Here is a 24,053-nt window from a genome sequence, read left to right as displayed (position 1 = left end):
GCAGGCCCGACAGCGGTTACTGGCAGAGATAAGTTGTCGGGATGACGAAGGCGCGGCAGAGTGACATCCCGATTAATCCTGAAATAACAGCGGGAATCGCCGGGGGAAAGCAGGAACGACGCTGCGCTGCGGGCAGGGTATTGATATTAAGAAGGCGCGGGCAGCGCCGCCATTTAGCACAGCGGCCCGGTTATCAGTTAACCATGCTCATCACAATACGCACCGCTCTGGCGTAGACCTCTCGCTGACCGTTTACCGACCGTGCCTGCTGATGCTGCAGGAATGCAATTATGTCCTGTAAGCCTGCCGTCTTGCCTGACTTCAGCAGGCTCGACACGGCCTGCCCTACAACGGCATGGACGTCAGCCATATCTGCCGGTTTATCGGTACTCAATTGAAACTCCAGCGCAACCGTTCTGTTGAATAGCACCTGAAGAGGTAACACTCAGGCGATTCAGCTTTATCAGCCTGGTCACAGGTTTTTTATAAGCCAGCATCATGGCAGGGCCTTAAGCAGCTTTTCACGCAGCGTTGCCACCTGGGTTGTCAGCTCACCAAGTTCACTACAGGCGGTATCCATCACCGAGATCATATCAGCCGGGACGTCAGCCGCCGCGACTTTAAGCTGGTGGCCCTGTTCTGTCAGAGAGATCAGCACCCGGCGCTCATCATTGCCTGTGTCACGCTGGCGGCAGATAATGCCCGCGCTTTCAAGCCGCTTCAGAAGCTGGCTGAGCGTGCCGGAATCAAGCCGGACGCGTGCACCAATATCAGAGACGGTCAGGCGATCTTTCTCCCACAGCACCAGCAGCACCAGATATTGCGGATAGGTCAGACCCAGCGGTTTTAACCGCGACTGATAGAGCTTTGTCATGGCAAGTGAGGCGGAATAGAGCGCAAAGCAGAGAAACTGGTCGATGGTTTCAGGCGCTGCACTGGCGGGAGGCGTATCGGAGATCCCCGCGGGTTCGTCATTCATATCTTTACTCATTCTGAGTCCGGGGTGGGACAGCCAGACCCCAGGCTGTTGGTCAGCCGTGAAGTCTCGCGAATAGTATCTCGGGGAGATGTTGATTTCGGCAGCATCTCTTTCTGGTGTAAGACACCAGACTTTTAAGCGCTATCGCAGCGGGAGAAAAAGCCTTTAGCTGCGCCGCCGATTGAAAGTCGGCACAGTATTGAGTCAAATTAAATTGAAGTCAACATAACCGGTCGCAACCCTTGCGCACAACGTGCGCCGGGTGCAACGCAGCTAAGATCGGCAGGACAATTTCAGCATTTAACCCAGGCTGAAGCCGCCCGCCGATACGGCTTATACGGTGAAGGTCTCTACCATACCGCGCAGGTCGCGCGCCTGGGCCAGCAGTGACTGCGATGCAGAAGAGGACTCTTCCACCAGCGCGGCGTTATTCTGCGTGACGCCATCCATCTGACTCACCGCAATACTGACCTGGGAGATGCCCTGCATCTGTTCACCGGAGGAGAGGGAGAGGTTGTCCATAGCATCGGCCAGTTCACCGACGCGGCTGACAATCTTCAGGATGCGCTCACCCGTTCCGGCCGCTACGGTCACGCCATCCTCGACCTGCGTCACGGCCTGCTCAATCAGCTGCTTAATGTCGCGTGCTGCGGTGGCGCTGCGCTGGGCCAGTGAGCGGACTTCACCCGCAACCACGGCAAATCCGCGGCCCTCTTCACCAGCGCGCGCGGCTTCTACGGCGGCGTTGAGCGCCAGAATATTGGTCTGGAAAGCGATGCCTTCAATCACCGACGTAATATCGCGTACCCGAACGGCACTCAGCGAAATGTCATGCATGGTTTCTGACAGGCGCTGGACATCTGCTTCGCCCGCCTGGGCCAGGGTGGCGGCCTCGCGCGCTGAACCGGCAGTCTGCTGCGCGCCCGCGGCGTTGCTTTTTACCGTGGCGGTGAGCTGCTCCATGCTGGCGGCCGTTTCCTGCAGCGCAGCAGCCTGCTGCTCGGTACGGGATGAAAGCTCGGTATTGCCCTGCGAAATCTCATCGGCCGCCAGCGCCACCGAGGCGGATGCCCCTTTGATCTGCGTAACCAGTTCGCGCAGGTTGGTCTGCATGCCGCTGAGCGACGCAAGCAGGCTGGTGCTGTCGCCACGGCGCAGCGTGACCGGCGAGGTGAGATCACCGGCGGCAATCGCAGCAGCCAGCGTCTGAGCCTGCACCGGTTCGCCGCCCAGCTGGCGCATCAGTATCCGCACAATAAATGCGCAGGTGACGACGGCAGCCAGCACGGAGAGCACCGCCAGGATGATCAGTATCCAGGTGGTGCGGGCGATAGCGATGCCGTTATCCACTACCGCATCCCGGCTGCTGCGCATCTCAAGCTCGGTCAGATCGTTTATCGCCTTCAGCAGGCTCTGCTGAGCCGGACGCGCCACCTTTAACAGATAGTCGGTGACCTCCTGCTGACGATTTTCCATCCCCAGTTTCCCGGCGGTCATCAGCGTGGAGAGAGCGGCTTCTTCAGTGGACTCGATTCTGCTCATCGCCTCCCGTCCTGCCTGTCCGGGGTCGGTCTGCATCATGCCTGAGAGTGCTTCGCGGTTGCTGATGTAGAGCGCGCGCTGTTTTTGCAGACGTTCCCATTCTGGCTTCATGGCAACGGGATCGGTCAGCAGAGCAAGGTTACGCACCGCGATTGCCATATCCCGCACGCCACCGCGCATATCCAGCACCGTCTGGTACTTTTTCAAACGGACATTAACCACCTCGTCCATACCATCGCGAGCGCTATCCAGCGCGTGAATCGCGGTGCCGGTACAGATAATAAACAGCAGAATAAGCAAGCCAAAACCTGCGCTAAGGCGCGTTGAAATTTTCATCTCTCGTTCCGAAAGAGTTCATTGGGTAAACCGGTATCGGCAGGCGAGAGAACTTCTGGAGAGTTACGTTTAACTAAATTGTTCGCTATTTAATTTAACGAAATTAAAAATTGCACGTATACCCACCCCGTTATGCCGCAAAAATCGTAATGGGAGTGATAACGAAATTCCGGCCAATATCCTGATAAATCGCTTTTTATCGCCTTGCGAGTGTGCGCCTTTTCGCGCGGTGCAGCCGCGCGATACGCCAGCGTCATAACCCGTCAAAAACACCGGAGTGCATAAATTTAACCGGGCGGGCCTGTTAATCTGGCTGCTGCTGCCGATAGAACACTATTCGACATTGATGACGTAACCGACACGCATCGGGCTTCGCAGAACGTCTGCCTCACTGCCGTAAGGCGGGTGAGAACGTGCGAATGCGATGAGTAAAAATAGCGGAGGGGTGATAATTGTCGGCAGCTTAGCAGACATTGAATGAGAAGTACGCCCCGGTTTTTTACTGAAAATTAAAACAAAACTCTGACACTTTCCATCACCGGGAACTAACGCATGCGCCTGAAACTTTTCTGGCTCGCAATGCTGAATATTGCGACCATCATTTTACTCTCCACGCTGTGGGAATTCGGGCTCGAGGCGTGGATCTCCAGCCTGCTGGGCCTGAGCTATGATCCCGATTTTGAAACCAGCGAGCGGCTGCGGTTTATCCTGACCTCCACCTCGTTTGCCGGACTGGCAATGATTATTCCGGCGCTGCTTATCGCGGGTCTGATCCGCAACACGCTGCGTGCGGAAAAAAATGCCCTCAGGCTGGCCGGAACTGATGCGCTGACGGGGGTCATGAACCGCCGATCGTTCACTGCACACATTGCTGCGCTTGATGCCGACGGGACGTCTTACACACTGACGCTGCTCGACATCAATGACTTTAAGAATATCAATGATCTGAACGGTCATCGTCAGGGCGACGCCACGCTGGTCGCGCTGGCCAATCTGTTGACCACCTCGGCGGGTACCGGGAGTCAGGTGTTTCGCATCGGCGGGGATGAATTTGCCATTGTTGCCCAGGCTTCACAGGCAGAGCAGGCACTGGCCGCCGCCGAAAGCTTCTGCCAGCATGCGGCATCCATCCGGACCGGTCCGCACACCTTCCTGAGCCTTTCAGCAGGCATCGCCAGCTCATCCTGCACGGGTCAGGCCGATGTCGTGCGTGCGGCGGATCTGGCGCTGTACGAGGCGAAGCAGGATAAGTGCGCCTGTCTGGCACGATTCTCCCCGGACATGGAGCTGCGCTTTCGCCAGCGGGAAAGGCTGGAGCAGGAGGTTGTTGCCGCTGTAAGCGGTCACGCCATCGTTCCCTTTCTGCAGCCGCTGGTTTCACTGCGCACCGGTAACATTACCGGCTTTGAGATACTGGCGCGCTGGATCACTGCGTCCGGTCAGACGGTTTCGCCTGCAGAGTTTCTGCCAGTGGTGGAGCGGCTGGGGTTGATGGACAGCATGACCGTGGCGCTGCTGCAGGATGCTGTCAGTGCAACCCGGGCATGGCCAGCCGGGCTCTGCCTGTCGCTGAACATTACCCCGGAGCAGTTGCTGAGACCGTCGCTGACCAGCTGTTTGTCCAGCATTATGCAGCATGCCGGGCCGGTAATGCTGGAACTTGAAATCACCGAACAGAATGTCATGGCCATTTCTGACGATGCCCGCCAGGCGATCCGTCTGCTGAAAGAGGCCGGTATCGGAGTGGTGCTGGATGATTTTGGCACCGGTTACTCCAACCTGTCGGTTTTGCTGGGACTGGGTATTACCAAAATCAAAATTGACCAGACGTTTATCGCCGGAATCGTGACCGGATCTGAGCAGCGAAAAGTGGTGGAAACGCTGCTGGCACTCTGTCAGGGGCTTAATGTGATCATTACTGCAGAGGGCATTGAGGATGTCGCCACGCTGAGGTGGCTGAGAAAGCGCGGCTGTGATTACGGGCAGGGATATCTCTTCAGCCGTCCGGTTCCTGCCGGGCAGGCCACCACGTTGCTGGCGTCCGCTAACGTGGAGGAATTGATGCAGGAAGAGGCGATGGCCGTTAGCTTAGTCAGGTCGCTGGGCTGAAAGCGCGTAACACTCTCTGTGGTCGTGTTTAAAACAAAAAACGGGCCCGGCGGTCAGAGCCGGGCCCGCTGTCACATCAGAACTGGTAAATCAGACCCAGGGCTGTGATGTCGTCGGTCGCCAGGCGAAGAGGATTGTTATCTTTCAACAGGTTGATGCGGTATTCACCATAGACCGACATGTTCTTGTTGAAGTAGTAAGTGGCACCCACGGCGGTGTATTTAATGATGTCGGCATCGCCGATATTCTCAATTTCCTTGCCTTTGGACGAGACGTAACCCACGGACGGACGGAAGCCGTTCAGGAACTGATACTGCGCCACGGCTTCAAAGTTCTGCGCTTTGTTAGCGAAACCGCCAGTAATTGGCGTGGCGTTCAGAGTTTCACCGTACATGGCAGCCAGATAGACCTGGTTCGCATCATATTTCACCGAGGTCGCCCAGTGCTGGGCTTTTTCGCCTTCTCCGCGTGCGGCAGCATTCTGCGCCGTGGTGCGATCCAGGCTGGCAAACGCGCCGGCAAAACTCAGGCCGAAATCGAAGTCATAGGAAGCGGAGAGGGCGAAGCCGTCGCCGTTGGAACGACGCACGCCGTCAATGTTACTGCTGCGATCGTTTTTGCCCTGATACTGCGCGGCAAGGTTTAAGCCGTCGACCAGACCAAAGAAATTGCTGTTACGCCAGGTCAGCACACCGGTTGAGCGGCCAGAGAGAAAGGCGTCGGTATAACCGGAGTCGCCGCCGAAGAACGGCAGCATATCGGTATAACTCAGCACGTCATAGACCAGGCCGTAGTTACGTCCGTAATCCAGCGAACCCGCCTCGCCAAACTTCAGGCCAGCATAGCCCAGACGGGTACGATTGGTGGCCTGGGCATCACTGCCCTCGGAGTTATGCAGACTGTACTGATACTGCCAGAAACCGTAGCCGGTAAGCTGGTCAGTAATCTTTGTCTCGCCTTTAAAGCCAAAGCGGGCATAAGAGGAGGTATCACCATCGTTGTTGTTATCGTCAGAAAAGAGGTGTGACACGTTAATCTTGCCGACCAGATCCAGCTTATTGCCATCCTTGTTATAAACTTCTGCGGCCTGCGCGGAGGAGAGACCGATCAGTAACGGCATGACAGCCGCCAGTAAAGTGCGCTTCATCATTTAATTATTACCCTGTATTCATTAATTATTATTCCCCTGATATGGGGTGAAAAGAAAATGACACAAAAAGGTAAAACTACAAAGTGCAATAAAAGTAACAAAATGTGATGTCTATATTCAGCTGATGGATAACAGCGAGGAACAGAAGATTAAATTGTAAAGTAATAAGATTTTCTTCTAATAAGTAATTATGAGTTATCTGATTTTATATCTTTATTTATCAATTGGTTATGTTTGTATGTAGTGGTCTTAAATGGGCATTTTTTGTACATTTTTAAATCAATATAACCCCTGATTTAATTATGGGTGATTATCCGCTAAGAATAGCCTTATAAGGCTTTTATCCTAACTATTAGTCTGCGTATTAATATTTGTTCATCTTTATAGAATATTCTTTCTGGCCCGATAATCACCTCCGGAATAATAGTCAGAGTTGCTGATTAAATATTGATCATCCTGTTTATAAAATAGCCTGGAAAAGATACGCAGATTAATGTGTCTGCAGGGGGAAATGAAAAACTTTTGTTAAATAAAGCCAGGGTGTTCTGACATTTCCGGGCGAGTTCCCCGCGTAATCGCTGCACCATCGCGAGGCAAACTGCGCTAAAACAGGGCAGTGGAGGGGCTTTTCTGGAGAGATAATTTATCAGCGATCACAAAAGCGATATTTCATCCCGTGAATGCATAATTCTGCTGTTTAAAACCCGGTTCTGGCGCTGCAATCAGACAACTATTCACTATATATGCAAATTAAGTGAATATTGTCAGCATCTAACTCATTGATATTACGTCGTGAAGACCATTTTATGCATTAATTCTCTGGCTGGCACGTTAACTGCACTCTACAGTAGGGCTGCACTACAACATCTTTTAACAATTTTAAAACATAAGCTTTACCCGGCCGGTAAAGTAAAGCAGGAGAGTGGGTTATGGCACTGCACGTTTCACGTCACGATTTCGATCAATGGATGATGCCGGTTTATGCGCCTGCGACTTTTATACCGGTTCGCGCGGAAGGCTCCACCGTCTGGGATCAAAACGGCAAAGATTATATCGACTTCGCCGGTGGCATTGCCGTCAATGCGTTAGGGCATGCGCATCCGGCATTACAACAGGCGCTGCAGGAACAGGCCGCACGTTTATGGCACACCGGTAATGGCTATACCAACGAACCGATCCTGCGACTGGCGAAGCAGCTGATCGATGCCACCTTCGCTGACCGGGTGTTCTTCTGTAACTCCGGGGCGGAGGCGAACGAAGCGGCGCTGAAACTGGCGCGCAAGGTGGCGCATGATCGTGTCGGTCCGCATAAAAGTGGCATCGTGGCGTTTAAGAATGCATTTCATGGCCGCACCCTGTTTACGGTAACAGCCGGTGGTCAGCCCGCTTACTCAAAAGATTTTGCGCCGCTGCCGCCAGAGATCCAGCATGCCCCGTTTAACGATCTGGCTGCGGCGGCTGAACTGATTAATGACCATACCTGCGCAGTCATTGTTGAACCCATTCAGGGTGAAGGCGGCGTGCTGCCTGCCGATCCGGCGTTCCTGCGTGGATTGCGTGAGCTCTGTGATAAGCATCAGGCTCTGCTGATTTTTGATGAAGTGCAGAGCGGCGTTGGCCGTACCGGTTCGCTTTATGCCTACATGCATTATGGCGTCACGCCGGATGTGCTCACCAGCGCCAAAGCGCTGGGCGGCGGCTTCCCGATTGGTGCGATGCTGACGCGCGAAGATCTGGCGCTGGTGATGGGCGTTGGCACCCACGGCACCACCTATGGCGGCAATCCGCTGGCGGGCGCAGTGGCAGGTAAAGTCATGGAGCTGATCAATCAGCCTGAACTGATGGCGGGTGTAACAGAACGTCACCAGTGGATTGTGGCGGCACTGGATGAGATCAACCAGCGTCTGCACCTGTTCAAAGAAGTGCGCGGTCTTGGCCTGCTGATTGGCGCGGTGCTCAGCGACGATTTTGCCGGTAAAGCCAAAGCGATCAACCTTGCCGCCGCGGAAATGGGCGTCATGGTGCTGATTGCGGGTGCCAATGTGGTGCGTTTTGCCCCGGCGCTGAATATCAGTGAGCAGGAAGTGAAGCTGGGCATGGCCCGCTTTGCCGAAGTGTGTGAAAGCCTGGTGCGAGGGTCAACATCATGATGGTAATCCGTCCGGTTGAACGCGATGACTTAAGCCAGCTGATGGCGCTGGCGGGCAAAACCGGTGGCGGGCTGACCTCGTTGCCGGTTGATAGCGCGACGCTTCAGGCGCGTATCGATCGATCGCTGCAGACCTGGGAGGATTCTCTGCCACGTGCCGAACAGGGCTATGTCTTTGTGCTGGCCGACAGCGAAGATAACCGCGCCGTCGGTATCTGCGCCATTGAGGTGGCGGTGGGTCTGCAGGATCCCTGGTACAACTTTCGCGTCGGTACCCAGGTGCACGCTTCAAAAGAGTTGAATGTTTATGCCGCGCTGCCCACTCTGTCGCTGAGTAATGACCATACCGGCAGCAGTGAGCTCTGCACGCTGTTTCTCGATCCCGATTACCGTGATGGCAAAAACGGCTATCTGCTGTCGAAGTCACGCTTCCTGTTTATGGCCAGTTTCCGTGAACGTTTCACCAACCGGGTGGTGGCCGAGATGCGTGGCGTCAGCGATGAGCAGGGCCATTCGCCATTCTGGGAGAGCGTCGGCAGCCGCTTCTTCTCTATGGAATTCAGCAAAGCGGATTTCCTTAGTGGCACCGGACAGAAATCGTTTATCGCTGAACTGATGCCGAAACATCCGCTCTACATCGACTACCTGACACCGGAAGCGCAGGCGGTGATTGGACAGGTCCATCCGCAAACCGCGCCTGCGCGGGCTGTACTGGAAGCAGAGGGCTTCCGCTACCTCAATTATGTCGACATTTTTGATGGCGGCCCGACGCTGGAGTGCGATATCGATCATATCCGTGCAGTGCGTAAAAGCCGTCTGCGCAGCGCAGAACGGGGCGAAAACCCGGCTGATGCACCGCTCTGTCTGGTTGCCAATAGCGATTATCGCCAGTTCCGTGTGGCGCTGATTCCGGCAAAGGCTGACAGCGACAGCGTGCAACTCACGGATGAACAGATGCGGGCGCTCCATTGCCAGCCGGGCGACAGCCTGCGCGTGGTGACGCTCTGCAAAGAGGAGAAAACAGCATGACACATCTGATAAATGGACAATGGCTGGACGGTGAAGCTGAGATTCTGACGAAAGCGGATCCGGTCAGCGGCGAGACGTTATGGCAGGGCCACGCGGCATCAGCCGCTCAGGTCACCGCAGCCTGTGAGGCGGCGCGCGACGCATTTCCAGCCTGGGCCAGACGCCCGCTGGCGGAACGGCAGGCGATCGTTGAGAAATTTGCCGCCGGGCTTGAGGCGCATAAAACGGAGCTGGCGGAAACCATCGCCCGTGAAACCGGCAAGCCGCGCTGGGAAGCGCTGACCGAAGTGGGCGCGATGATCAACAAAATCGGCTTTTCGGTGAAGGCATACCATAGCCGCACCGGTGAACAGCATGAAGGCGAAAGCTCGCTGCGCCACCGCCCGCATGGGGTACTGGCGGTGTTTGGTCCCTATAACTTCCCGGGACATCTGCCAAACGGCCATATCGTTCCGGCGCTGCTGGCGGGCAACTGCGTGGTATTTAAACCCAGCGAACTGACGCCGCTGACCGCCGAAAAAACCGTTGAGCTCTGGCTGGCTGCGGGCCTGCCTGCCGGCGTGCTGGCACTGTTACAGGGCGGACGTGAGACTGGTCAGGCGCTGGCCAACTGTCAGCAGATTGATGGCCTGCTATTTACCGGCAGCGCCCATACCGGCTATCAGCTGCATCGCCAGTTTGCCGGTCAGCCTGAAAAGATGCTGGCGCTGGAGATGGGCGGTAACAATGCCCTGATTGTTGAAGATCCGGCGGACACTGATGCGGCTGTCAACATCACGTTGCAGTCAGCCTTTATAACCGCCGGTCAGCGCTGCACCTGCGCGCGGCGTCTGCTGGTCAAACGCGGCGATGCAGGGGATGCGTTTCTGCAGAGGCTGGTGGAGGTGGCGGGGCGACTGCAACCCGCCGCCTGGAATACTGAACCGCAGCCGTTTATGGGCAGCGTGATCTCCACCGGCGCAGCAGAGAAGATTATGGGTGAGTGGCAACGGCGGGTTGAGGCGGGCGGCGAGGTGCTGCTGGCAATGCGCTGGCCGGATCGCCACAGTGCCATCCTGACGCCAGGTATTATCGATTTAACCGGCGTGCAGGGCATTCCGGATGAAGAGGTCTTTGGTCCGCTGTTAGGCATAGTCCGCTATGAGACATTTGAAGAGGCGATAGCGCTGGCGAACCAGACCCGTTATGGCCTGTCGTGCGGATTGATCTCGCCTTCACGCCAGCAGTTTGATCAGCTGCTGCTTGAAGCGCGTGCCGGTATCGTCAACTGGAACAAACCGCTGACCGGCGCAGCCAGTACCGCACCGTTTGGCGGCATTGGTGCCTCGGGCAACCATCGCGCCAGCGCCTGGTATGCGGCGGACTACTGCGCCTGGCCGATGGCCTCGCTGGAGACGCCTGACCTGACGCTGCCCGCCACGCTGTCGCCGGGCCTCGATTTCTCCACCCAGGAGACGACGTCATGAAGGCAACCGAGGCCAACTTTGATGGGCTGGTGGGGTTAACACACCACTACGCCGGGCTATCGTTTGGCAACGAAGCCTCGACCCGCAATCAGCTGCAGCCGTCGAATCCCCGTCTGGCGGCAAAGCAGGGGTTGCTCAAGATGAAAGCGCTGGCCGATATGGGCTACGTGCAGGGGGTGATCCCGCCGCATGAGCGGCCCAATATTGCGGCGCTGCGCCAGCTCGGCTTTGGTGGGAGCGATGAGCAGGTGCTGGCTGCGGCCGGGAAAACTGCGCCGGGATTACTCTCCGCCGTCAGTTCAGCCTCGGCGATGTGGGTCGCCAATGCTGCCACGGTCTCGCCGTCAGCGGACAGCCTTGATGGCCGGGTTCACCTGACGGTGGCGAACCTTAACAACAAATTCCACCGTGCGATAGAAGCGCCGGAAACGGCCTGGCTGCTGCGTTCCATCTTCCGCGACGATCGCCATTTTGCGGTGCATGATGCTTTGCCGCAGGTGGCGATGTTTGGCGATGAAGGGGCGGCGAACCATAACCGACTGGGCGGCGCCTATGGTGAGCGCGGCGTGCAGCTGTTTGTCTATGGCCGCGACAGCAGCCATGAGGGCAAAGCCCCGCAGCGCTATCCGGCACGTCAGACCCGGGAAGCCAGCGAGGCGGTCGCCCGTCTGCATCAGCTCTCACCGGAAAGCGTGCTGTATGCGCAGCAGAATCCTGCGGTGATCGATCAGGGCGTGTTCCATAACGATGTGATTGCGGTAAGTAACCAGCAGATGCTCTTCTGTCACCAGCACGCCTTTGTTAATCAGCCTGAACTGCTGGCGCAGCTTCGGTCGCGCGTTCCCGGTTTTGTGGCACTGGAAGTGCCGGAAAATCGGGTGTCAGTGAAAGATGCGGTGGAGACCTATCTGTTTAACAGTCAGTTGCTGAGCCGTCCCGACGGCACCATGATGCTGGTGCTGCCGGAGGAGTCACGTCAGCATCCGGGTGTCTGGCGCTACCTGTGTGAACAGGTTGAGGCTGACACGCCACTCAAAGCCCTGAAGGTATTTGATCTGCGCGAAAGCATGTATAACGGGGGTGGTCCAGCCTGCCTGCGTTTGCGGGTGGTGCTGACACCACAGGAGCAGCAGGCAGTGAATCCGGCGGTGCTGATGAATGATCGGCTCTTCAGCACGCTGAATAACTGGGTTGACCGTCATTACCGCGATCGCCTGACCCAGGCCGATCTGGTCGACCCACAATTGCTGCGTGAGGGACGCGACGCGCTGGATGAACTGACGAAGCTGCTAGACTTAGGAAATGTATATGCATTTCAGCAGTGAAGGAGGGGGCAGCACAGTCTGCCGCCTGCTCAGGGCGAAAAGGAGGAACGATGCAGGACTTTTTACAGCAAACGCTCTCCGGCGAGGTGCCGCGTAAGCGTAGTGGTGAAACGGCGCATCTTCGCTGGCAATGGTTGTATCACGGCATACTGTTGATGGAGCCGACGGTGCCGGTTAAACAGGCGCTGGTGCTCTCTGCCGGGATCCACGGCAATGAAACGGCCCCGGTAGAAATGGTGAACCAGCTGGTTAATCCGCTGCTGCGGGGCGAAAAGCCGTTACAGCAGCGCATGCTGGTGATTCTGGGTAATCCCTCAGCGCTACGCGCCGGTAAGCGCTATGTGCGTTATGACATTAACCGGCTGTTTGGCGGACGCTGGCAGCAGATTGATGATGGTGATGAGGCCCGCCGCGTGCTGCGGCTGGAGCAGGCGCTGGAGACCTTCTGGCAGCTGGGCGAGTGCGATGAAACGCGCTGGCACCTAGACATGCACACCGCAATTCGTGGCTCTTATCATCCTCAGTTTGGCGTGATGCCGCACAATGAACGCCCCTGGCCGCCCGCGTTTCTTGACTGGCTGGCCGCTGCCGGGCTGGAAGCGCTGGTGTTCCATCGCTCGCCGGGCGGCACCTTTACCCACTTCAGCTGCGAGCACTTCGGTGCGGCCAGCTGTACCCTGGAGCTGGGCAAAGCGCTGCCGTTTGGCGAAAACGATCTCAGTCAGTTCAGTGCGGCACAGCAGGCGCTGGCGTCTTTACTCTATGGCGAAGCGCTGCCTGCGGCGGCGGTTAGACCGCGTCACTATCGGGTCGCGCAGCAGATCACCCGACTGAGTGAGCACTTTACGCTGCATATGTCGCCGGAAACGCTGAACTTTACCGCGTTTCCACAGGGGACGTTGCTGGCGGAAGATGGTAGCACCCGCTATTACGTGCAGCAGGCGCGGGAGTATGTGCTGTTCCCTAACCCTAACGTGGCCGCCGGGCTGCGTGCCGGACTGATGCTGATTGAAGAGAGCGAACAGACTCAGGCGCTGCCGGTCTGATAGCGGTTGTTAACAGCGCAGACCCTCGGCGCTAAAAAACCGACAGGAAAAGTGGAAGATCGGCTTCCGCTTTCCTGTCGTAACCCTTACACTCCTCCATGATTTCTGCCAAATTCGCTTTAAATTCATAAACATTTTCAATTCCTCACGCCTTTCTTCTTATTCTCTTCATGATTGCCCGATTTTTATCTTTTATGCTTTCACGGCTTTACTCAGGCTCTGAGTAGTTGACGTTCAGCGTCGTATGCTTGTTTCCGAAGACGCGACAGAGTGCTGTCGTCATTATCATGAATTATAAGGACACTATTATGCGCAAACTGACTTCCCTTTTACTGGCTTCCTCGCTGGCGTTTGGTGCAGCCAGCGCCGTCCATGCAGCCGCTGACAACCTGACTCCACCGCCAGCAGGCAGCGAAAAAGCGATGCACAAGCCGCCAATGCGCCACGGCATGGAGATGATGTTTAAAGGTCTGAACCTGACCGACGCGCAGAAAACTCAGATGCGCGACATCATGAAAGAGAGCCACAAAGATATGAAACGCCCGTCACTGGACGAGCGTCGTGCGGCCCACAGCATTATTGCCTCTGACAGCTTCGACCAGAGCAAAGCAGAAGCACAGGCAGAGAAGATGTCCGCCAATGCCAAAGAGCATGCGCTGAAGATGCTGGAAACCCAGAACAAGCTCTATAACGTGCTGACGCCGGAGCAGAAAAAACAGTACAACGCTAACTTTGAAAAGCGTCTGACTGAGAAAGGCCCGCACGAGGGCAAAATGGCACCGCCAGCAGAACCGGCTGAATAACACTCGTTAAGCGAACGGTCTGAGACCGCCGGCGCTGTCCACTGAAGGTGAGTGGGCAGCGTCGGCGGTTTTTTTATAGCGGCAGAATAGGGTAGGCACCTGACAGAATCGGGCGGCAGAGGATTTTGTAGCCGTCGTGATCAAAACCGCCTTTGGGCCGCTGCAGTTTTCTGGCCTCATCCATGCTGCTGACCGAACCGAGATAGAACCAGTGGTCGATAACATGGATCTGCGTCATCTCTTTGCCTTCCTCCACCAGCCCCACGGCACCCTGCCACGGCCAGCAGAACACCCGCACGTTTTCCAGCGCCTCCAGCAGTCGATCCTGATGATCGCTGACCGGCTCTTTTCCACAGCAGGCCCCGGCGCAACGGCGCAGTGCCGAGCGGAAGCAGCCTCGCCCCGCACTCAGCGCTTCCAGACCCAGCAGGCCATGACAGAGCTGATACTCATCCGCGAGCTGCTTGAGCCGTTCCAGCGCGGCGAAGCGACTGCGATAGAGCCCAAACAGGTTGGGGGACTGGCTGAAATCGAGGTCTTTTGCGTAGACCACATTCGGTTTGCCGTCGGTAATCTGCAATGAACAGAGCTGCCGGTTTTTGCGCAGTCGCTTATTGAACAGCGGCTGCTGGGTTTTGATCATCTGCGCTTCCAGCAGCAGCGCGCCGAGGTCACCCGCGGTAGGGATCCAGCTTACACGACGCGACTGGCGCAGCATTTTCGCCTCATCCGGGGTGCGGAAATGGGACATCACCCGCGAACGCAGATTCACACTTTTACCGATATAGAGCGGCAGCGACTCACTTTCGCCATGAAAGGTATAGACGCCAGGATGATTTGGCAGGCCTTCCAGCCACTCACGCAGGTGTTCGGGATATTGATAAATTGCATTCGCGTCGGGTTCGGGGCGAAGTATGGCAGAACGTCTGACCAAGATGGACTCCATTTACTGGTTGTCCATACAGCATAACAGGCAGGTGAAATGATCGCCAGCCGTCTGGTTACAGAGACCGTGTTGCCCGCCAGCAGATCAGCGAGCCGAGCGTGATCATCGCCACGCCCTGCCAGAAGGCCAGCGGCGGCGTCAGGCCGAGCCACAGCGATCCCATCAGGGCCGACAGCACCGGCGTAAAGTAGGAGGCGGTGGCCAGCAGCGTCAGATTGCCCTGTTGAATCCCGTGATTCCAGGCGGAATAGGCGATGGCGGTGGAGAGCCCGACAAACAGCACCTCCAGCAGCGGCACCGGCGTAAAGGTCATCGGTGCAGTGTGATCGCTGAAGGCATATTTCAGCCACAGCGCCAGTGCAGTCAGGATAAAAAACAGCGTGACGCCATTAGAACCACGGGCAAAGCGGCGGGTGAGATTGTTGTAGAGCGCCCAGGTCAGGGCGGCGATAAAGGCCAGTGCATAGGCGACCGGGTTGCGCAGCATATTCTGCCACAACAGCGCCGGCGATCCGCTGCCGCTGCCTTTCATTACCCAGACGATCCCCAGCAGCGACAGCAGCAGTCCTGGCCACAGCCAGACACGGAAACGCTGCTGATTAAATGGGATCGCCAGCACGATGGTCAGGCAGGGCCAGAGATAGTTAATCATCCCCAGCTCCAGCGACTGGCTGCGATCGCTGGCCAGCCCGATGGCCAGCGCCAGACAGATTTCATAGCCGACAAAGAGTACGCCCCCCAGCCACAGGTAGATGGTGGGCATTGCGCCAGGTCTGGGCAGGCCCCGGGTCAGGCAGAGCAGACACGCCGTGGTGGTGTAGATCAGCGCCGCACCACCGGTGGCGCCAAAGGCTTCACTGACGCTGCGCAGCAGGCCAACGGTCGTACTCCAGAGCAGAATGGCGACAAGCCCGACGAGGGTCGCGCGCGAAACGGTGGCAGGCATGCAGCGATCAACAAAGTCAGTGAGAGAAGCCTCCCTTGCCGCGGCAAGGGAGGGGCAGGATTACTTCCAGAAATCGTCGAATACCGTGATCGGCGGACGACGTTTGTGCTCGGTTTTCTGATACCAGCCTTCGATGATACGGGCGCTGTCAGGATTGATGCTTTTGCCTTCCAGGTAGTCATCAATCATCTCATAGGTGACGCCCAGCGCCACTTCATCCTGCAGGCCTGGACGATCATCTTCCAGATCGGCAGTCGGTTTCTTCAGATAGAGATGCTCCGGGCAGCCAAGGTGTTTCAGCAACTGCTTGCCCTGACGCTTGTTCAGGCGGAACAGGGGATTGATGTCAGTGCCGCCATCGCCATACTTGGTGAAGAAACCGGTCACGGCTTCAGCCGCGTGATCGGTGCCGACCACCACGCCTTTGGTCATGCCGGCGATGCTGTATTGCGCTTTCATCCGCTCACGGGCTTTTTCATTGCCGCGGACAAAATCGGAAAGCGTAATACCCGCCTCTTTCAGCGCGCGCTCACTGGCCAGCACCGACTCTTTGATGTTTACCACCAGCGAACGGTCGGGTTTGATAAAGGCCAGCGCGTCCTGACAATCCTGCTCATCCGCCTGCACACCATAGGGCAGACGCACGGCAATGAAGGTGTAGTCGTTATCACCGCTCTCCTGACGCAGTTCGGTGATCGCCCGCTGCGCCAGCGCGCCCGCCAGGGTTGAATCCTGACCGCCGCTGATCCCCAGCACCAGCGTTTTCAGGCCGCTGTGGCGTTTCAGGTAGGCTTTGAGAAAATCGATGCTGACGCGCACTTCCTGGTCGGCGTCGATAGTGGGCTTCACACCCAGGGCTTCAATAATTTCCTGCTGCAGTGACATGAACTTCTCCTCAGGTCAGTGGCCTGTCGGCTCGATGCGAACGTTTTATTAAAGCTAACGTGCCTTTGCGAAAACAACAAGCCAAAGCGGTAACTCATTACCATGAAACGTTGCGAAATCAGTGAGTTTTTACCTGCGGCAGCGGTTTTTTCGCCAGCACGCTAAACATCAGAATCGCCGTCATAAAGCAGCCAAAAATGGTGGCGCACATGCTCAGCACCGAGGTACCACCGATGCCGGTAATCGGCACGGTAATCGCACCCAGCGTAAACATCGTGACGCCAATCACCGCGGAGGCGCTACCAGCGCGATGGCCCTGACTCTGCATCGCCAGGGACGAGGCGGTGGTAGCGATAACGCCGTTGCTGGCAATGGTAAAGAACAGTGCCACCAGCAGCAGCGCTAAGGGAGCATGCAGCAGCGCGGCCAGCAGCAGCAGGCTGGAGGCGACAAAGGCCAGCGTCAGTCCGCCTTTCAGCACCCGATATTCGCCCCACAATGGACAGAGGCGGGCGCTGGTCTGTGAAGCAATCACCAGGCCAAACCCGTTGGCCGCAAAGCAGAAGCTAAAGGCCTGGGGCGAAAGACCATAGAGTTGCTGCAGCACGAACGGCGAGGCACCGATGTAGGCGAACATGCCGGACATCATAAATCCCTGGGTCAGGCAGAAGCCCATGAAGGGGCGATGGGTAATCACCTGACCCAATGCCGCGTAGGCGGAGAATATTGATCCTTTACTGCGGCGTGCTTCAGGCAGGGTTTCATGCAGCTTCCAGCGCGCCAGCAGGATCAGCAAAATGGCAATGCCGCCCAGCACCATGAAGATGCCGCGCCAGTTTAAAATCGTCATCAGCACGCCGCCTAATACCGGTGCGCCGATCGGTGCCAGACCGTTGACCAGCATCAGCAGAGCGAAGAATCGCGTCAGCTCATGGCCGCTGTACATATCGCGTGCAATTGCCCGTGACAGCACCGCACCGCCCGCACCTGCTAACCCTTCGAACAGCCGCGCCAGCAGCAGCTGGTTAATATCCTGCGCCAGCGCACAGCCCATCGAGGCGATAAACAGCAACACCAGTGACAGGGTCAGCGGGCGCAGGCGGCCGAACTTATCGCTCATCGGGCCAAAGAGCAGCTGGCCAAAGCCGAGACCTAACAGGCCAGCGGTCAGACTCAGCTGCGCGGTAGCGGTTTCGGTGTGCAGGTCCTGGGCCATTTGTGGTAGTGCAGGCAGATAGAGGTCGATGCAGAGCGGGCCCAGCGCGGCCAGCAGGCCCAGCGTAATGGCATAAACCAGGCGATTGGAGTGTACAGGGGTCATTTATCCTCGGGATTGTCAGCGATGGGGTAAACAGAAAGCGGGTAAGTCAGTGAAAAACAGCGGCCGGTAACGTGACATTTACGCCAATCTGCGACTGCGCGGATGACGGTGTGGTCTCTGAAAACGGGGCGCTATCGGTACCTGTTTTGCCGGGCAGTATACGGCTGCGTTGACAGCAAAACAGCCTTCTTTACGAAATCCTGACATTTGGCAGGCCACTAATTGTTCGTCATAAACTTGATAAATCAGCATTTATGTTCCAGGCTTGTTTCCACATGGACAATAAATGAGGAACAACAAGATGAATAAAGTGATGGGATGTATCGCTGCGGCGCTGACGCTGGCTGCACTGTCTGGTTGTACGACTTACGATCGTGCGGAAAGCTACGTGACTAAGCCAGTGGTAAAGGATGTTAAAAAGGGTATGACCCGTGATCAGGTTCGTCAGATCGCCGGTACGCCTTCGACTGAAATCACCATGGTTCACGCGCGCGGCACCTGCCAGACTTATGTGCTGGGTCAACGCGACGGTAAAGCTCAGACTTACTTCGTGAGCTATAACGACACCGGCCGTGTCATGAACTACGGCTTCCAGAGCTGTGCGGAATATGACACCGATCCGCAGGTTCAGCAGTAACTCATAGCACCCCTGAATAGCAAACGGCCCGTCATTATGACGGGCCGTTTTTCGTTGTGGCGCTGACTACAATCCTGCCGGGCGCGGCACCTCAACATAATCGCCATCTATCTGCCGCTGGTAGAAGTGGCCAGCCTGCACATAGAAGCGTTTGCCGTTAAAGTCGAGTACCCGCATTTCACTGCTGACCCGCGACTCTGCAGGCGGCTCTGTCACTACATACTCATCGCCGTGACGCTGATAATAATTGCCATTGAGCAGATAATAGGTCAGTCCGCCTATCAGCACCGCGGTTGCGGCTTCAGGCAAAAAGCGCACCGGCCCGGGTCCGCCCCAGTGTGGCCCGTGGCCGCCGTGGCGATCCCATCCACCCGGCGGGCCCCAGTCGCCAGGATGGGCGAAAGCCAGAGCGGGTGTCAAAAGCGTCAGCGTCAGAAGCGAGGCGATTATCTTTTTCATCAGGTGTTCTCCTCATAAGACTGGATGCAGAATTCGCTTTTTACCCGGCAAAGACAAGCACTAAAGCGGCGATTTTTCGCCTGTTTACCATGCTTAACGCTTTCTTAACGGCGTTGCTATTAATGGGGGAGATTATGGAGAAGAAGGGCGGGAATAACCTGGCGCGTGCGCGCCAGGTTCAAAGCAGATTAGCGGTGCGCCAGTTCGGCGTTGTCGTCGCTTTCCAGGACGCGCTTATCGGTCAGACCTAACCAGCGACTGGTGAGAGAACCGGCGGTCATGGAACCGTTGACGTTCAGGGCTGTACGACCCATATCGATCAGCGGCTCAATGGAGATCAGCAGCGCCACCAGGGTGACCGGCAGGCCCATCGCAGGCAGGACAATCAGCGCCGCGAAGGTTGCACCACCGCCGACACCGGCAACGCCTGCTGAGCTCAGCGTCACGATCCCGACCAGCGTCGCAATCCACAGCGGGTCAAACGGGTTGATCCCGACGGTTGGCGCAACCATCACTGCCAGCATGGTTGGATAGAGACCGGCACAGCCGTTCTGGCCGATAGTGGCACCAAAAGAGGCCGCGAAGCTGGCAATCGACTCAGGCACGCCAAGACGACGGGTCTGGGTTTCCACGCTCAGCGGAATGCTGGCTGCGCTGGAGCGGCTGGTAAAGGCGAAGGTAATAACCGGCCACACTTTACGGAAGAAGCGCATCGGGTTGATACCATTTACCGACAGCAGCAGGGCGTGGACACCAAACATGATGGCCAGACCGAGGTAAGAGGCGACCACAAAGCTGCCCAGCTTGATGATGTCCTGCAGGTTAGAACCGGCAACCACTTTGGTCATCAGCGCCAGCACACCATAAGGCGTCAGCTTCATCACTAAACGCACCAGCTTCATGACCCAGGACTGCAGCGTATCGATCGCGACCAGCACGCGCTGACCTTTAACTTCATCATCTTTCAGCAACTGCAGTGCAGCCACGCCCAGGAAGGCGGCGAAGATGACGACGCTGATAATCGAGGTCGGACTGGCTCCGGTCAGATCGGCAAACGGGTTTTTCGGGATAAAGGAGAGCACCAGTTGCGGCACGGTCAGGTCAGCCACTTTGCCGACATAGTTGCTCTGGATCGCACTGAGACGCGCAGTCTCCTGCACGCCCTGAACCAGACCTTCAGCGCTCAGGCCAAACAGGCCGGTCACGAAGACGCCGACCAGCGCCGAGATCGCGGTGGTAAACAGCAGTACGCCAATCGTCAGTACGCTGATTTTTCCCAGCGACGAGGCGTTATGCAGACGGGCGACCGCACTCAGAATGGAAACGAACACCAGCGGCATTACGACCATCTGCAGCAACTGGACATAGCCATTACCGACGATATTAAACCAGCTGATAGACTCTTTGACCACTGCGCTGTTTTCGCCGTAGATCAACTGCAAAACCAGGCCGAACAGTACGCCGATTACCAGACCGGTCAGCACTTTTTTCGACAGGCTCCAGTTCTGACGGCTGAAGCGAGAAAGCAATACCAGCAGCACCACAAAGGCTACGATATTAAGCGTAAGAGGAAGGTCCATACTGAAACTCCAGAGTAATGCGGCCTTTCGCTCTGGAAAGGCCGCATAATGTTAATCACGAATTAAGACAGCAGGAATGGTAACAGCAGGCGAAGAGGGTGCCTTATATCCAAATGGCATGGTTTATAACTTAAAAGCGTTTTGTGCTGATTTATTGCGCACTATGACTGGAAATCAACCGTCCGACGCCATTTTGTAGCGTATCGAACAGCTGTGACGGCCAGCCGTTTGCACCAAAAGATGGCATGCCCACCGGAAACCAGAGCGCATATCCCACCAGTCCCAGGCACAATGCCCGCTCAAGCTGGTTGCCTTTCTGGCTGCGCAGAATCGGCAGCCGGAAGCGCCAGCGGCAGGGCCACAGCAGCGGAACCCCGGCAGGCGTCAGCATATCGGCCACAATATGGCTAAGGTAGCCCAGCGTCAGACCCTGCAGGACATCAGGCGGTATCGGCGACGACTGGGGCAGGTTTATCTGAAAAAGCCATAAACCGGCGGCTATCGCCAGCAAACTGTGGGTAAAGCCGCGATGGCCGAACGCGCGCGCAATAGGATGAGAGAGCCAGCGCAGTCGCTGTCCCAGCAGAGATTTAGGGTGATCGATATCGGGCAACAGACATGTCAGCAGCGCTGAGGGAACAAGATGCCACCAGTCGGCCTGCGCCAGCACTGGTGTCAGCTCAGCACGCTTCGCAAAGATAGCGCTGGCAATGGCAAAAATGATGTGGCCTTCGCCCGTCATGATAGAACCTGGTTGCAAAGAAAACTGTCGATGCATCCAGTATAGGGATTTATCCAGTAAATGAGAACATGTGACGCTGTAACGAAGCATGAATATTATTAACAAGGCGGACAGCGATGAAACCCTGTCCGCCAGTAAGGTTAACGCGCCAGCCAGCCGCCATCCACCGCCAGGGTGTAGCCATTCACGTAGTCAGACGCGGAAGAGGCCAGGAAGACTACCGGGCCCATCATGTCATCCGGCACGCCCCAGCGGCCTGCCGGAATACGCCCCAGAATCTCTTCACTGCGCGACTCATCATTACGAAGCTGTTCCGTATTGTTGGTGGCCATGTAACCGGGAGCGATGGCATTGACGTTAATGCCATGTTTTGCCCACTCGTTCGCCATCAGACGGGTCAGTCCCATCACGGCACTTTTCGACGCCGTATAAGAGGGCACGCGGATACCGCCCTGGAAGGAGAGCATGGAGGCGATATTGATGATCTTGCCGCCATTACCCTGCGCGATAAACTGACGGGCAACCTGCTGCGACAGGAAAAACAGGCTCTTGCTGTTAAGATTCATCACGTCATCCCAGTCCTGCTCGCTGAAATTCAGTGCGTCCTCACGGCGGATAATGCCGGCATTGTTGACCAGAATGTCAATTTTACCGGCAGCGGCCAGCGCCTGTTCAACCACTGAGGCCACCACGCTGGTCTGCATCAGATCGGCCTGCACCGGCCAGAACCGGCGACCCAGCGCCTCCACTTTACTTTGGGTATCATCCGGGCCATCACGGTTAACGCCGACGATATCACAACCCGCCTGGGCCAGACCCAGCGCCATACCTTGCCCTAAACCGGTGTTACAGCCGGTCACCAGCGCGACTTTACCTTCCAGGTTAAACGTACTCAGTACCATGGTATTTCTCCTCTGCTCAGCGCAGTTCACTGATTTTGACGTGGTCCATGTCATCAAAGACCTGATTCTCACCCACCATGCCCCAGATAAAGGTGTAACGCTGGGTGCCGACACCGGCGTGAATTGACCAGCTGGGTGAGATCACCGCCTGCTCGTTGTGTACCAGCAGATGGCGGGTTTGCTGCGGTTGCCCCATCATGTGGAAGACGGCGCACTCTTCGCTCATATCGAAGTAGAAATAGACTTCCATGCGGCGTTCGTGGGTGTGGCAGGGCATGGTGTTCCACAGGCTGCCTTCATCCAGTTTGGTTAAGCCCATGGTGAGCTGACAGGTGGGCAACACATCCGGCACGATAAATTTGTTAATGGTGCGGCGATTGGATGTCGCGGCATCACCCAGCGTCGCGGTGGCGGCTTCCTGCAGCGTGATTTTCTTGTCCGGGAAGGTGCTGTGTGCTGGCGCACTGTTGTAATAGAATTTGGCCGGCTGCGCAGGGTTCAGGCTGCGGAACTGCAGGTTGCGCGCACCTTTGCCGATGTAAAGTGCCTCTTCGTGACCGATTTCCCACGCTTTACCGTCAACTTCTACCAGACCCGGGCCGCCAATATTGATCATGCCCAGCTCGCGGCGTTCAAGAAAATAAGCGACGCCCAACTGTTTTCCCATCTCATCACCGATAGTGACCGGATTATTCACCGGCATGACGCCGCCAATAATGATGCGGTCGATATGGCTGTAGGTCAGGGTGTAATCATCGGCAGTAAATATCTTCTCAATCAGGAACTCGCGGCGCAGTGCTTCAGTGTCGAGTTGCTTAGCGTGATCGCTGTGAATGCTTTGACGAACGTCCATCTCAGGCCTCTCTGCAGGTCAGGTTATTCATGCCCCAAACGGGGACGCTTTTGGCATCTTAGGCAGAGCGGGATGGGAATTCAATAAAAATGAAACGTTGTTTTATTTTTTGCGGGTCAGATCAAGTGACAGGTGCAACAGGCAATAAAAAGCCCGCCATAAGCGGGCTGATATTATCCCTGCAGATGCTGCAGGCTAAGCTGGGTCAGATTGTCCAGCCGGACATCCGCCAGCGTCCAGCGGGGATCGTCACGGTGTTCAGCGGCGGGCACCACAATCGATCGCATTCGCGCTGCTTTGGTGGCGATCATGCCGTTAAACGAATCTTCCAGCGTGACGCAGTTGAGCGGATCGATCGCAAGGCTGGCGGCGGCGTTGAGATAGACCTGCGGATGGGGCTTGCTGTAGGGCAGCGCTTCTGCTGAAGCCAGTACGTCGAAATAAGGGCGCAGATTGAAGATCTCCAGCACCTGTTCCAGCATCTTTAGCGGTGATGCGGAGGCAAGGCCGATTTTCAGCCCCTGTTCCCGGCACAGTTGCAGCGCCGTTTCCACGCCCGGCAGCAGTGGCCGCGTCTGATCCACCAGCGTCATGGCGCGCGTAATAATCCGCTCAGTGACCTCCTGCTGAGAGGGGCCATGCCAGGGCAGCGTTTCGTACCACATCCGTACAGTCTGATCGATGCGCAGACCCAGGGTATCGGGCATTTCACTGCGACGTGACAGGTCAACATCCAGCGTTGAAAAGATATCCAGCTCAGCCTGATCCCACAGAGGCTCAGAATCGATCAGTAAGCCATCCATATCAAACAGGGCAGCAAGGACAGGGCGGTGATAAGGCATCAGGGG

At 56.6% G+C, this 24,053-nt stretch carries 22 protein-coding genes; 8 read left to right on the top strand and 14 right to left on the bottom strand.

The window, feature by feature from the left end; genetic code table 11:
• Positions 1-193: 193 nt before the first annotated feature.
• From HFD95_RS02395 to HFD95_RS02385, 3 genes are all read right to left on the bottom strand, one after another.
• On the bottom strand, positions 194-394 hold the full coding sequence (locus HFD95_RS02395) for a hypothetical protein (protein ID WP_194709459.1): 201 nt from the start codon (positions 392-394) through the stop codon (positions 194-196).
• A 102-nt stretch (positions 395-496) separates the two neighbouring features.
• Positions 497-991: a MarR family winged helix-turn-helix transcriptional regulator gene (locus HFD95_RS02390; protein ID WP_062757513.1), complete on the bottom strand. Its 495-nt coding sequence runs from the start codon at positions 989-991 to the stop codon at positions 497-499.
• Positions 992-1,312: 321 nt separating this feature from the next.
• Positions 1,313-2,857, bottom strand: a complete 1,545-nt coding sequence (locus HFD95_RS02385) for a methyl-accepting chemotaxis protein (protein ID WP_010245756.1) — start codon at positions 2,855-2,857, stop codon at positions 1,313-1,315.
• 552 nt (positions 2,858-3,409) lie between these two features.
• Here HFD95_RS02385 and HFD95_RS02380 point away from each other — a divergent pair.
• Positions 3,410-4,966 (top strand): bifunctional diguanylate cyclase/phosphodiesterase, encoded by a 1,557-nt coding sequence (locus HFD95_RS02380; protein WP_167429782.1) that lies wholly within the window; start codon positions 3,410-3,412, stop codon positions 4,964-4,966.
• Positions 4,967-5,042: 76 nt separating this feature from the next.
• Here the strand turns inward: HFD95_RS02380 and HFD95_RS02375 are convergent, their stop codons facing one another.
• Positions 5,043-6,116 (bottom strand): porin, encoded by a 1,074-nt coding sequence (locus HFD95_RS02375; RefSeq protein ID WP_022625766.1) that lies wholly within the window; start codon positions 6,114-6,116, stop codon positions 5,043-5,045.
• A gap of 929 nt (positions 6,117-7,045) precedes the next feature.
• Here HFD95_RS02375 and HFD95_RS02370 point away from each other — a divergent pair.
• The 6 genes from HFD95_RS02370 to spy all read left to right on the top strand — a co-directional run bounded on the left by HFD95_RS02370 (position 7,046) and on the right by spy (position 13,934).
• Positions 7,046-8,266, top strand: coding sequence for an aspartate aminotransferase family protein (locus HFD95_RS02370; protein WP_010245746.1), 1,221 nt, complete (start codon positions 7,046-7,048; stop codon positions 8,264-8,266).
• Positions 8,263-9,294, top strand: coding sequence for an arginine N-succinyltransferase (gene astA, locus HFD95_RS02365; RefSeq protein ID WP_010245743.1), 1,032 nt, complete (start codon positions 8,263-8,265; stop codon positions 9,292-9,294). The genes HFD95_RS02370 and astA overlap by 4 nt, the downstream gene beginning before the upstream one ends.
• Positions 9,291-10,760, top strand: a complete 1,470-nt coding sequence (gene astD / locus HFD95_RS02360; protein WP_163639481.1) for a succinylglutamate-semialdehyde dehydrogenase — start codon at positions 9,291-9,293, stop codon at positions 10,758-10,760. Before astA ends, astD begins: the two co-directional genes overlap by 4 nt.
• Positions 10,757-12,085 carry an N-succinylarginine dihydrolase gene (gene astB / locus HFD95_RS02355; RefSeq protein ID WP_033757456.1) on the top strand — a complete coding sequence of 443 codons (1,329 nt, stop codon included), beginning with the start codon at positions 10,757-10,759 and terminating at the stop codon, positions 12,083-12,085. Before astD ends, astB begins: the two co-directional genes overlap by 4 nt.
• Positions 12,086-12,135: 50 nt before the next feature.
• The gene (gene astE / locus HFD95_RS02350; protein WP_022625762.1) at positions 12,136-13,131 is read left to right on the top strand and encodes a succinylglutamate desuccinylase; all 996 of its coding nucleotides are present in this window, start codon (positions 12,136-12,138) and stop codon (positions 13,129-13,131) included.
• Positions 13,132-13,439: 308 nt separating this feature from the next.
• Positions 13,440-13,934 carry an ATP-independent periplasmic protein-refolding chaperone Spy gene (gene spy, locus HFD95_RS02345; RefSeq protein ID WP_010245731.1) on the top strand — a complete coding sequence of 165 codons (495 nt, stop codon included), beginning with the start codon at positions 13,440-13,442 and terminating at the stop codon, positions 13,932-13,934.
• Positions 13,935-14,007: 73 nt separating this feature from the next.
• Here the strand turns inward: spy and cho are convergent, their stop codons facing one another.
• The 4 genes from cho to HFD95_RS02325 all read right to left on the bottom strand — a co-directional run bounded on the left by cho (position 14,008) and on the right by HFD95_RS02325 (position 18,032).
• A complete protein-coding gene (gene cho / locus HFD95_RS02340) occupies positions 14,008-14,868 on the bottom strand; it encodes an excinuclease Cho (protein WP_010245728.1) in 861 nt (286 codons plus the stop codon).
• 67 nt (positions 14,869-14,935) lie between these two features.
• Positions 14,936-15,826 (bottom strand): aromatic amino acid DMT transporter YddG, encoded by an 891-nt coding sequence (gene yddG / locus HFD95_RS02335; protein WP_167429781.1) that lies wholly within the window; start codon positions 15,824-15,826, stop codon positions 14,936-14,938.
• 60 nt (positions 15,827-15,886) lie between these two features.
• Positions 15,887-16,711: an ammonia-dependent NAD(+) synthetase gene (nadE, locus tag HFD95_RS02330; RefSeq protein WP_010670018.1), complete on the bottom strand. Its 825-nt coding sequence runs from the start codon at positions 16,709-16,711 to the stop codon at positions 15,887-15,889.
• Positions 16,712-16,829: 118 nt separating this feature from the next.
• Positions 16,830-18,032, bottom strand: a complete 1,203-nt coding sequence (locus HFD95_RS02325; RefSeq protein ID WP_022625759.1) for a multidrug effflux MFS transporter — start codon at positions 18,030-18,032, stop codon at positions 16,830-16,832.
• A gap of 301 nt (positions 18,033-18,333) precedes the next feature.
• Here HFD95_RS02325 and osmE point away from each other — a divergent pair, with 301 nt between their 5' ends.
• Positions 18,334-18,669, top strand: coding sequence for an osmotically-inducible lipoprotein OsmE (gene osmE / locus HFD95_RS02320; protein ID WP_010245718.1), 336 nt, complete (start codon positions 18,334-18,336; stop codon positions 18,667-18,669).
• 66 nt (positions 18,670-18,735) lie between these two features.
• On the opposite strand, the gene HFD95_RS02315 is transcribed toward osmE, so the two are convergent.
• The 6 genes from HFD95_RS02315 to hxpB all read right to left on the bottom strand — a co-directional run bounded on the left by HFD95_RS02315 (position 18,736) and on the right by hxpB (position 24,047).
• Positions 18,736-19,128: a DUF6515 family protein gene (locus HFD95_RS02315; RefSeq protein ID WP_010245714.1), complete on the bottom strand. Its 393-nt coding sequence runs from the start codon at positions 19,126-19,128 to the stop codon at positions 18,736-18,738.
• A gap of 188 nt (positions 19,129-19,316) precedes the next feature.
• Entirely contained in the window at positions 19,317-20,708 is a 1,392-nt protein-coding gene (locus HFD95_RS02310) for an L-cystine transporter (protein WP_010670021.1), read from the bottom strand.
• Positions 20,709-20,859: 151 nt separating this feature from the next.
• Positions 20,860-21,450 (bottom strand): metal-dependent hydrolase, encoded by a 591-nt coding sequence (locus tag HFD95_RS02305; protein WP_050679947.1) that lies wholly within the window; start codon positions 21,448-21,450, stop codon positions 20,860-20,862.
• 140 nt (positions 21,451-21,590) lie between these two features.
• Positions 21,591-22,352: a 2-dehydro-3-deoxy-D-gluconate 5-dehydrogenase KduD gene (gene kduD, locus HFD95_RS02300; protein WP_010245706.1), complete on the bottom strand. Its 762-nt coding sequence runs from the start codon at positions 22,350-22,352 to the stop codon at positions 21,591-21,593.
• Between the two features lie 16 nt (positions 22,353-22,368).
• Positions 22,369-23,205 carry a 5-dehydro-4-deoxy-D-glucuronate isomerase gene (gene kduI, locus HFD95_RS02295; RefSeq protein ID WP_010670022.1) on the bottom strand — a complete coding sequence of 279 codons (837 nt, stop codon included), beginning with the start codon at positions 23,203-23,205 and terminating at the stop codon, positions 22,369-22,371.
• Between the two features lie 173 nt (positions 23,206-23,378).
• Positions 23,379-24,047: a hexitol phosphatase HxpB gene (gene hxpB / locus HFD95_RS02290; protein WP_010670023.1), complete on the bottom strand. Its 669-nt coding sequence runs from the start codon at positions 24,045-24,047 to the stop codon at positions 23,379-23,381.
• Positions 24,048-24,053 lie beyond the last annotated feature (6 nt).

The sequence above is a fragment of the Pantoea sp. EKM10T genome (assembly GCF_011800685.1).
Lineage (GTDB): Bacteria > Pseudomonadota > Gammaproteobacteria > Enterobacterales > Enterobacteriaceae > Pantoea > Pantoea agglomerans.
The sequence above is the reverse complement of the archived record's forward strand: the minus strand, read 5'-3'. Positions and strand labels throughout refer to the sequence as shown.

Bases quoted from the DNA above. Each gene is read 5' to 3' on its own strand.
- HFD95_RS02390 (WP_062757513.1), bottom strand. From the start codon at position 991: ATGAGTAAAGATATGAATGACGAACCCGCGGGGATCTCCGATACGCCT.
- HFD95_RS02385 (WP_010245756.1), bottom strand. From the start codon at position 2,857: ATGAAAATTTCAACGCGCCTTAGCGCAGGTTTTGGCTTGCTTATTCTG.
- HFD95_RS02380 (WP_167429782.1), top strand. From the start codon at position 3,410: ATGCGCCTGAAACTTTTCTGGCTCGCAATGCTGAATATTGCGACCATC.
- HFD95_RS02375 (WP_022625766.1), bottom strand. From the start codon at position 6,116: ATGATGAAGCGCACTTTACTGGCGGCTGTCATGCCGTTACTGATCGGT.
- HFD95_RS02370 (WP_010245746.1), top strand. From the start codon at position 7,046: ATGGCACTGCACGTTTCACGTCACGATTTCGATCAATGGATGATGCCG.
- astA (WP_010245743.1), top strand. From the start codon at position 8,263: ATGATGGTAATCCGTCCGGTTGAACGCGATGACTTAAGCCAGCTGATG.
- astD (WP_163639481.1), top strand. From the start codon at position 9,291: ATGACACATCTGATAAATGGACAATGGCTGGACGGTGAAGCTGAGATT.
- astB (WP_033757456.1), top strand. From the start codon at position 10,757: ATGAAGGCAACCGAGGCCAACTTTGATGGGCTGGTGGGGTTAACACAC.
- astE (WP_022625762.1), top strand. From the start codon at position 12,136: ATGCAGGACTTTTTACAGCAAACGCTCTCCGGCGAGGTGCCGCGTAAG.
- spy (WP_010245731.1), top strand. From the start codon at position 13,440: ATGCGCAAACTGACTTCCCTTTTACTGGCTTCCTCGCTGGCGTTTGGT.
- yddG (WP_167429781.1), bottom strand. From the start codon at position 15,826: ATGCCTGCCACCGTTTCGCGCGCGACCCTCGTCGGGCTTGTCGCCATT.
- nadE (WP_010670018.1), bottom strand. From the start codon at position 16,711: ATGTCACTGCAGCAGGAAATTATTGAAGCCCTGGGTGTGAAGCCCACT.
- HFD95_RS02325 (WP_022625759.1), bottom strand. From the start codon at position 18,032: ATGACCCCTGTACACTCCAATCGCCTGGTTTATGCCATTACGCTGGGC.
- osmE (WP_010245718.1), top strand. From the start codon at position 18,334: ATGAATAAAGTGATGGGATGTATCGCTGCGGCGCTGACGCTGGCTGCA.
- HFD95_RS02315 (WP_010245714.1), bottom strand. From the start codon at position 19,128: ATGAAAAAGATAATCGCCTCGCTTCTGACGCTGACGCTTTTGACACCC.
- HFD95_RS02310 (WP_010670021.1), bottom strand. From the start codon at position 20,708: ATGGACCTTCCTCTTACGCTTAATATCGTAGCCTTTGTGGTGCTGCTG.
- HFD95_RS02305 (WP_050679947.1), bottom strand. From the start codon at position 21,450: ATGACGGGCGAAGGCCACATCATTTTTGCCATTGCCAGCGCTATCTTT.
- kduD (WP_010245706.1), bottom strand. From the start codon at position 22,352: ATGGTACTGAGTACGTTTAACCTGGAAGGTAAAGTCGCGCTGGTGACC.
- kduI (WP_010670022.1), bottom strand. From the start codon at position 23,205: ATGGACGTTCGTCAAAGCATTCACAGCGATCACGCTAAGCAACTCGAC.
- hxpB (WP_010670023.1), bottom strand. From the start codon at position 24,047: ATGCCTTATCACCGCCCTGTCCTTGCTGCCCTGTTTGATATGGATGGC.